Source organism: Halomonas sp. BC04, from assembly GCF_000568385.1.
Map to the genome: position 1 here is coordinate 1 of NZ_AZQX01000231.1, position 7,682 is coordinate 7,682.

Here is a 7,682-nt window from a genome sequence, read left to right on the forward strand (position 1 = left end):
GTGAACTCGACCATCGGCCATTGCCAGGCCTCGTCAGCCGTCATCTCCCTTGCCTCCATGGCACGCTTCATGAAGTTCAATATCCAGCGTACCATCAGTTCGGCATCGAGCGGGGCTGACAGCGAAGCGAAGCTGGCCACCCCACGCTTCAGGTGGTGTCCCCGGTGTGCCAACTTGCTGGCAGTAGTCAAAGGCATGCGGCTGATGCGTCATGACCGGGATGATTACTTACCCAGGATCAGACCAGGCAGCCACAGCAAGAGCTGCGGGATATAAGGTGGTGAGCACCGCCAACAGGAACTAAACCAGCAACAATAACAACAGCATCGGCTTCAACATCGCGCTCAGATGAGCGCTTTCCGATGTAGGGCGCCGAAATACAGGATTGGGACCTTCGGCGGGGTGGTCAGTCCCATACCCTGGTTGGTAGCACGATGGCGACGAACTGTAATGGCTCCATACCCAACTCCTGGGTCATCGGCATCAGCATCGGTGTCGCCAGCAGGATGCCACTAACGTCCTGCATGAACATGCGGATGAGCAGCAGGAACGCCATGGCTGGGTCGACCTTAGCGACACCACCACGCTGCGACGAGGTCGTTCTGGCAACTTGTCTGCAGCAACGCCCGTGGCACGACGGGATCGGCCGTCCCAAGCCACGCTGTCGCGGCTACTGACGTCGCTGAACGGCAGCAAACGACCGCAGCGCATGACACTGGATATCAACGGGTTGCTGCTCATTGAGGTGTTCGGCAACCAGGGCGGATCCACCTGGATTCCGCGCCTGGTGCAACGGCTCAACGAAGGCCTCATGGTCGGTCCGAGTCCGCATGAATTCGGGTTTCACCGACAACGACACGCTGGAAGCCCAGGAAGACCGCGGCATTGAGTACAAGGGACGCCTGCGGAACCACTCTCGCCTGCAGGTGCTGGCCCTGGATCGCAAGCATGGCAGCGCCGAAGTCCACATGGCCGAGGTGAAATCGGCACTCGATGTCCATCTCTCCTAGACGGATCGAGGCGCTTGACCGTTCAGCAGATAATAGCCCGTATGAGGTGAGCCGGCTCTGATCCTCTACACCCACTAGATGTTGCATGGTCTACGCCGCCTGCTGAAGAGGCAAACCCAGCGGAGCTGGAGCCTGACGCAAATACGGCACAAAAAACTATAAAATCCAGACTATGGATCACGCGAAAAATAAACTTGCCGGCCATCAAGAAGCTCGGTCACGTTGAAGTGCACCGATACCGGCAACCACTCAGTTCAGCGCGCTCGTTCGACATCCTTATGAATGACGAGCGCTCACCATAGCACTGAACTGCATGTGAGACATTACTTACAGAAGAACACTCTATTGTCCTACAGGTGAATTGTCATCACTCTTACTCTCGGATCTTGAATATTTTTTATCTAATAAGTAGGATTGAGATGGGAAAAATAAACAGGACACGGAAAGGTTTTTATGTTTAATATCCATAGCAAGGTAATTCAGAACTTAGCTCTCCCAGCGGGCGAAAATCAGGTTGTATCCGCCCTTCCTCAGAATCTTATCTCTACCAACGTTAATACACCGAAGGGCAGCATTCTGTTGGTTTGCACCTACACAATATCGATCGCTCCGGTCTAGTCGTAGTGACCAAGGACGGTTCTCCTCATAGTATGCAGATACCACTTATGGTCCAGGAGGCTGCCGAGAATACAAATTTTGACAAGTCGAACATCAACTATATTGCCCTTGAAGGCGGGGCCGCACACGTAATTGGCGATCGAACGGTTCGGAAAGCACGCCACTACTCTGAGATTGAGAAAATTATCCCGCTTGCGAAACTTCGCAAGGTCGTCGAGATCCTTCGGGCACCTGGCGGATGCCCCAACGATGCGGCGGAAAACTGGGCCAGTATAATCGAACATTTCCGAGAAGAAACAGAAGAGGTCGCTGAGACCGTAGAGAAAGGAGACATCTCCAACCTCTGTGAAGAGTTGGGCGATATGATGTTTAACATCATGTTGATGTGCCACATTGCTGAGCAGGAAAAACTCTTCACAATCGAGGAAGTAATCTCTGGAAGCGCTGAGAAAATGATCCGTGGCCATGATAAGGTTTTCACCACCGATCAACAAGTGAAGTTCTGAAACTTGACCATACGGTACGAAAGACACATTGGTCTCGATGACCTCAGCGTGGTACCGCGCCTGTCAAATATTGAGGCAGGAGCGGTCTCCCTGGATGTATCCTTCATTGGGGAGCAGCCGCTCTCCGTACCTTTCTTCCATCTCCAATGGATACAGTGATCAGTCCAGAAATTACTCGTGCCTTACTTACAGAAGGAGGCGCAGTGACCATCCCAACTGCCAAAGCTGCGATCAACGATATAGAGAGTTTCTTAACGATCTATCCTAGAGGTGGTTTGGCAGGAAAGATCAGTCTACTCGTCTCCCCCGAGCAGAGAGAGATTGATCGGTGGCTCTCTGCCTACGGCGATCTGATCGATTTCATCGCTCTAGATACCCTTCATTTTGCACCACATCGCCACCTTGATGCGGTCCGGTATATCCGCCAGTCAATCAAGAGAATTGGGATCATCTCAGGAAACATCGTGCATAGCACCGATGCACAAATTCTAATCGATGAGGGAGTCGACGTAATAAGAGTCGGTATGTCGGCTGCCTCGATCAATCGTGGGGAGATGATGACCGGATGCGGTAGAAGTCAGTTGGGTGCTATACTTGACTGTGCTTCAGTATGTAACCGAGCCGGTGTTCCCCTGATAAGCGATGGTGGGATCCAAACCCCGGCAGATGCATTCAAGGCCCTTGCCTGTGGAGCATCCGCAGTGATGATGGGAAAGGTCTTCGCGGCTTTGGAAGAAAGTGGGGCTGAAGCCGTTCTGTATGAAAATGCACCTCATAAAATCTATCACGGCATGAGTCGGCCGGGGATGATCGGCGACGATATGGTCCCAGAAGGTGTCGAGAAATTAGTTCCAGTGTCCGGCACGGTGAGGGGATTTCTTTCAAGTTGGACAAAAGCTCTGCGTACGTCCATCTCCAGAGCTGGCTCCTCGTCGATTGAAGAACTATGGAAAACGGCAACCCTGGAGATAAAAAGTGCCTTTTCGCGAGAGTGCGGGGCCTCTAGATGACCAAGCTCAACGAAACCCGTAGCCACGACTATAGGGAAATTCTCCGGATTGCTATTCCCTTGGGGCTGGCAAACCTTATGCTCGTGGGGAACTCCGTTGTAGATCTCCTCATGATTGGCAGCCTAGGCATTCAAGAAATGGCTGGCGCGATTTTAAGCATTCAACTTTACCTCCTTCTCGTCGTATTTGGTGAAGGAGTCGTGTCAGCATTCACCCCGCTCTTCTCCGCTTCCCGCGGCAAGAATAATATGGCGGAGCAAGGTAGAACGCTCCTTGGCACGATCATCATGAGCCTCATCTTTTTCGCAGTTGCCGCGGTGATCATGTATTACTCATCATGGCTCCTTTCAGCTGTCGGAGTTGAGAGAGAACTGACTGATCTGGCCAAATCCTATGGACAGGTCGTAGCCTTTTCTATATTACCAGCTCTGATCTCGGTGATCATTTGGGAAATTGCCAGCATCCATGGCAAGTCCACCTGGGTCACTGTGTCATCGATTATCGGTTTCCTGGCCAATATCGTACTGAATTGGATCTTTATCTTATCAGGGTGGGGGCTACCAGGGATCGCGTTGGCAACATTGCTTTCCAACTGTATTGTCATCGCTTGCATTCTGGTCATCATGATGCCGACGATCCGGGAGCTGCTTCCCTATATGACGCGACTAAGCGAGGCCTTCGCAATGATGCCACGCTTGATTCGGCTGGGTCTTCCGATTGGCGGTATCGAGCTTGCCACTGTTGGATTTTTCGCTTCCACCACTTACCTGATGTCATTTGAGCCAAGCGAGATCATCGCCGCTCATGCGATCGCCTATCAGGTCACGGAGTTTGCGATCGTACTTGTTCTCGGCTTTGGAGAAGCAGCAACGATTCTCGTGGCCAATGCCTTCGGTGCCGAAAATTGGCCGAAGCTAAGGCGAATCTCGGTAGCAATTACCGGCGCCTGCTTAGCGGTTGCTCTGGTTGTGTGTGGAATTATGGTCGCCCTTTCACCCTGGCTTCCATCTCTATTCGTTCCGGGGGAAGACGATGTCAGAGCGACTATCTCAATGGCGACAACTTTCATCCTAATCGGCGCAACTTTCACATTGCTTGATGCGTTACAGATTGCCTGGTTAGGTGTGTTGCGAGGCATCCAGGATACCATGGTGCCTATGATCATCGTCATGATCGGCTACTGGGTGATCGGTGTGCCGGCCGGTTATGTCTTGGCTCATAAGCTCGATATTGGTCCGACCGGCATTTGGTGGGGACTTACCATCGGGTTGGCTTTCGTTTGCTTCGGCTTGGCCTTGCGAATCTGGCGGAATATGGCTGCCATACGGTCCCGTTCGATCAACATGGCATCCCGATCTTCTAAGCTAATAAATAGGGAGTTAAGATGAACACTCTAGTCATCATTGGCTCTGGCGCTATTGCCAGGTCAACCATCCTCACAATTGCCAAGAAGCGCACTCACCGTTTTCGGTGCATCCTCATTGGTCGGAATGCTATTTCGATGAATGAGATCAAAATGGCAGCTTTCTCGGAACATGCGATGCACATCAAAGTCGAAAACTGCAACGCTCTCGACTCGGACCGTTTCGCTGAATTCTGGTGCTGTCGTAGCAAATTTGACAACACCGGATACCCATATTTCAGTCATGAAGGCCTGCCTCAAAGCAAACTGCCACTACCTTGACACTGCCCTTTATGAAGCCATCGACGACTTCAATATAGAGCCCCCTTGGTATGGCCCAGAAAAAAGCCTTTCAGAGGAGTTCAAGCATCGCGGCTTGACTGGCATCCTTTCTATAGGCTTCGACCCCGGCGTTGTCAATACATTCTGCGCCAAGGCTGCAATGGATGATTTCGATGCTATCGAAAAGATCGACATCATCTGTGCGAATGGCGGCAACCATGGCTATTTCTTCGCAACTAATTTCAATGCCTCGGTAAACCTAAAGGAGCTTTGCGAGGAGACCTCATTTCGCAAAGGAGGGGAGTGGTATACTGCTCCAGCATTCTCTAGGACAAAGTCATTTGATCTCCCAGAGCTGGGCATACAGGAACTCTATTCCGTAGGGCATGAAGAGGTTCATTCCCTAGCCAAATCCTTTCCCGAAGCGGAGATCGAGTTCTGGATGCGTGTCGGCCCGACATTCCGTGAAGTTCTTGATACTCTTTATAAGCTTGGCATGTTGTCCCGTGAAAAAATTCTAGTTCGCGATGCCGAAATTGCCCCTATTGATCTTCTGAGCACTCTCCTTCCTCACCCCAACACGCTGGCCTCGAATTATCATGGAAAGGTCTGCGTAGGCAGCCTTATTACAGGCCAGAAAGAAGGAAGTCGAAAGAGTCTATTCTACCATTCCATCTGTGATCACGAAGCCTGTTACCGGGATACAGGATCTCATGTGACTCTTTTCACAACAGCCATTCCAGTCATTGTCGCAGCCGAACTGATCATGGATGGATCATGGAACGTCCGCCGGCTAGTTCATCCAGAAGAGCTAGATCCGAACCCCTTTCTTTCCACAATTCTTGAAATGGGACTGCCGTGGCAGGTGATCGAGACAGACCTATCGCTGGGCTGTAGCATAGCCGAGCATCAGGCCTAATCGTCGCTGCAGATATCAATGTAACAATAGGATCGATACCTGATGAGCCAAACTGACCTCTACAACGTCAAAGCGCACCACCACGATATCCCTGAGATCTATGAGTTGTGCCAAGCCGGCGTCCCCGAGGATGAACTCGAGACGCTCGAAATGCAGACCAAGGTTGCACGTTTCTGGTCTGAGGCTCGTCATCCAACACTTGGCTTATCGCCAGATAACTGGCTTTTCTCTAAAGATGGAAAAAGCGATGTAGTATCGAAACTATCAGCAATGGTAGACTTCGCTTTTACGCAGGTACCAATGTACCGTGAGATTTATGGAAATGCTGGCTATGAAGCTGGTTCCATTCGCAGCTTGGACGACTTCAAGAAGCTTCCAATCTTGACACGAGCTGATCTTAATTGCTGGGCAGATGACGATCGACTATCGTCCGGGAATAAGGTATCTGAGACCTACTTCGTGGGCACATCCGGATCCTCTGGTCAATCATTGAAAGTCTTCTATGACCAGAAAGCAGCGATCACTGAAACCTATGAATCCCTCGTGCAGTTTTCTTCTTATGTCGGTGGGCGTCTATCGCCCGATGCCTGGATATATAACATACACATGTCACGGGGTTGGCTGTCCAGTCTCAAGGGAAAATACCGAACTTTCACAATCTCTGAACCGGCATCAATCAAAGCAATGACAGATCACCTCTCAAAAATCCGTCCAGCGATCATGTGCGCGCTCCCCAGCCATCTATCGGAACTAGCGCCGATAGGAGACATGTCGAAGTTTGGCATTCGGGCCATATCGACGAACAGCGAACAAAGCTCAAGACTGGAACGGAAAAATTTTGAGTCCATATTCGGAGTTCCAGTATTGGATGAGTACTCCTCGGTCGAGTTGGGCGTTATCGCTTATGAAGGATTTTGCGGCTCCTACCATGTTAATGAAGATGGTCTGCATATCGAGATCGTCGATCCGGACGAAGGCGGGTTCGGGCGCGTGGTCGCAACTGACTTCAGAAGCTGGGTGATGCCGCTGATCCGCTATGATCAGGGGGATCTCGCCGCTTGGTCGAATAATATCGACATCTGTAAATGTGGTCGTCCGGGAAAGCGGTTCCGTGACCTCAGGGGGCGTGCGGATGACTACTTCCTCGCCATGGATGGCAAAAAGATTCCAAGTGCGACCTTGCTTAATCTGGTTGACACGCTGTTTACTAGCCCGGAATCTCCGCTTCGCGAATTCCGTCTCCAACAGGTTGCCCCGGATCGCGCCCAGCTCGATTATGTACTTCGCGATGGTGAGATAGTGATGCCGATGACTATGCAGTCCTCCCTGGAACAGAAGCTTGTCAATTTGATGGGCGAAGGAAGTCGCGTCGAGTTCATGTGCCGGGAGGCCCTAGACAGCACACCGAGCTATAAGAGAAAAAAATCATGCGTAAATTCTGATCACAAGTCAGACCCTCGATGATGGCGAATATTCTCTCAAGCAGCTCCATTATTCCTTGCCCTATTTGCTTGAAATTTTATTGTTCTCTGAATCATCGATAGACGCTGCGCACCTCCCCTGCGTTGGCCAACTTGGGCGTGAGTTTTGCTTCATTCTCGAGTGATGGTCCGGTATCACCTTAGACGCCGAGCCGTATGAGACGACCCGACGCAATCTGAATCAAGAACCGTCGTGAACGTCTTGTGCCTGACGCATGAAGTTGAGGATCCAACGCACCATCAGCGTATCGTCCACCGGCGCCGAGAGCGATATCAGCCCTTCGCGGACCCGCTCTTCGCCCACCAGCCCGCTGCGCAGTACCATCAGGTCCCGGGAGTAGGGCTTGGCGAATTCCGGGTGCCCCTGCACGCCGAGAAAATGCTCGCCGATCTGGATCAGGTAGAAGGGGCAGAAGTCGCTGCCGGCGAGCACCCGGGTCTGCGGCGCAGTTCG

The 7,682-nt window shown here is 51.7% G+C and carries 6 protein-coding genes and 3 pseudogenes; 6 read left to right on the forward strand and 3 right to left on the reverse strand.

Going from position 1 to position 7,682, the window contains the following annotated elements:
* Nucleotides 1–197, reverse strand: a pseudogene (locus Q427_RS31415) (hypothetical protein); the annotation flags it as partial.
* A 269-nt stretch (nucleotides 198–466) separates the two neighbouring features.
* Between Q427_RS31415 and Q427_RS34235 the strand changes: the two are divergent.
* The 4 genes and pseudogenes from Q427_RS34235 to Q427_RS16050 all read left to right on the forward strand — a co-directional run.
* Nucleotides 467–1,169, forward strand: a pseudogene (locus tag Q427_RS34235) (hypothetical protein); the annotation flags it as partial.
* A gap of 491 nt (nucleotides 1,170–1,660) precedes the next feature.
* A complete protein-coding gene (locus Q427_RS29040) occupies nucleotides 1,661–2,134 on the forward strand; it encodes a MazG nucleotide pyrophosphohydrolase domain-containing protein (protein ID WP_051496442.1) in 474 nt (157 codons plus the stop codon).
* A gap of 146 nt (nucleotides 2,135–2,280) precedes the next feature.
* A complete protein-coding gene (locus Q427_RS16045) occupies nucleotides 2,281–3,144 on the forward strand; it encodes an IMP dehydrogenase (protein ID WP_081786040.1) in 864 nt (287 codons plus the stop codon).
* On the forward strand, nucleotides 3,141–4,532 hold the full coding sequence (locus Q427_RS16050; protein WP_043515747.1) for an MATE family efflux transporter: 1,392 nt from the start codon (nucleotides 3,141–3,143) through the stop codon (nucleotides 4,530–4,532). Before Q427_RS16045 ends, Q427_RS16050 begins: the two co-directional genes overlap by 4 nt.
* Nucleotides 4,533–4,570: 38 nt before the next feature.
* Here Q427_RS16050 and Q427_RS34240 read toward each other — a convergent pair whose 3' ends face one another.
* Nucleotides 4,571–4,792 carry a hypothetical protein gene (locus Q427_RS34240; RefSeq protein ID WP_231613733.1) on the reverse strand — a complete coding sequence of 74 codons (222 nt, stop codon included), beginning with the start codon at nucleotides 4,790–4,792 and terminating at the stop codon, nucleotides 4,571–4,573.
* Here Q427_RS34240 and Q427_RS16055 point away from each other — a divergent pair.
* Both Q427_RS16055 and Q427_RS16060 read left to right on the forward strand, forming a co-directional pair.
* On the forward strand, nucleotides 4,761–5,747 hold the full coding sequence (locus Q427_RS16055) for a saccharopine dehydrogenase C-terminal domain-containing protein (protein ID WP_197030683.1): 987 nt from the start codon (nucleotides 4,761–4,763) through the stop codon (nucleotides 5,745–5,747). The two genes, Q427_RS34240 and Q427_RS16055, sit on opposite strands and share 32 nt — an antisense overlap.
* A gap of 42 nt (nucleotides 5,748–5,789) precedes the next feature.
* Nucleotides 5,790–7,211 carry a phenylacetate--CoA ligase family protein gene (locus Q427_RS16060; RefSeq protein ID WP_043515749.1) on the forward strand — a complete coding sequence of 474 codons (1,422 nt, stop codon included), beginning with the start codon at nucleotides 5,790–5,792 and terminating at the stop codon, nucleotides 7,209–7,211.
* A 198-nt stretch (nucleotides 7,212–7,409) separates the two neighbouring features.
* Here the strand turns inward: Q427_RS16060 and Q427_RS32415 are convergent.
* Nucleotides 7,410–7,682 (reverse strand): annotated as a pseudogene (locus Q427_RS32415) (glutamine amidotransferase-related protein); the annotation flags it as partial.

Coding starts and splice junctions, on each gene's coding strand:
- Q427_RS29040 (WP_051496442.1), top strand. CDS start 1,661: ATGCAGATACCACTTATGGTCCAGGAGGCTGCCGAGAATACAAATTTT.
- Q427_RS16045 (WP_081786040.1), top strand. CDS start 2,281: ATGGATACAGTGATCAGTCCAGAAATTACTCGTGCCTTACTTACAGAA.
- Q427_RS16050 (WP_043515747.1), top strand. CDS start 3,141: ATGACCAAGCTCAACGAAACCCGTAGCCACGACTATAGGGAAATTCTC.
- Q427_RS34240 (WP_231613733.1), bottom strand. CDS start 4,792: ATGACTGAAATATGGGTATCCGGTGTTGTCAAATTTGCTACGACAGCA.
- Q427_RS16060 (WP_043515749.1), top strand. CDS start 5,790: ATGAGCCAAACTGACCTCTACAACGTCAAAGCGCACCACCACGATATC.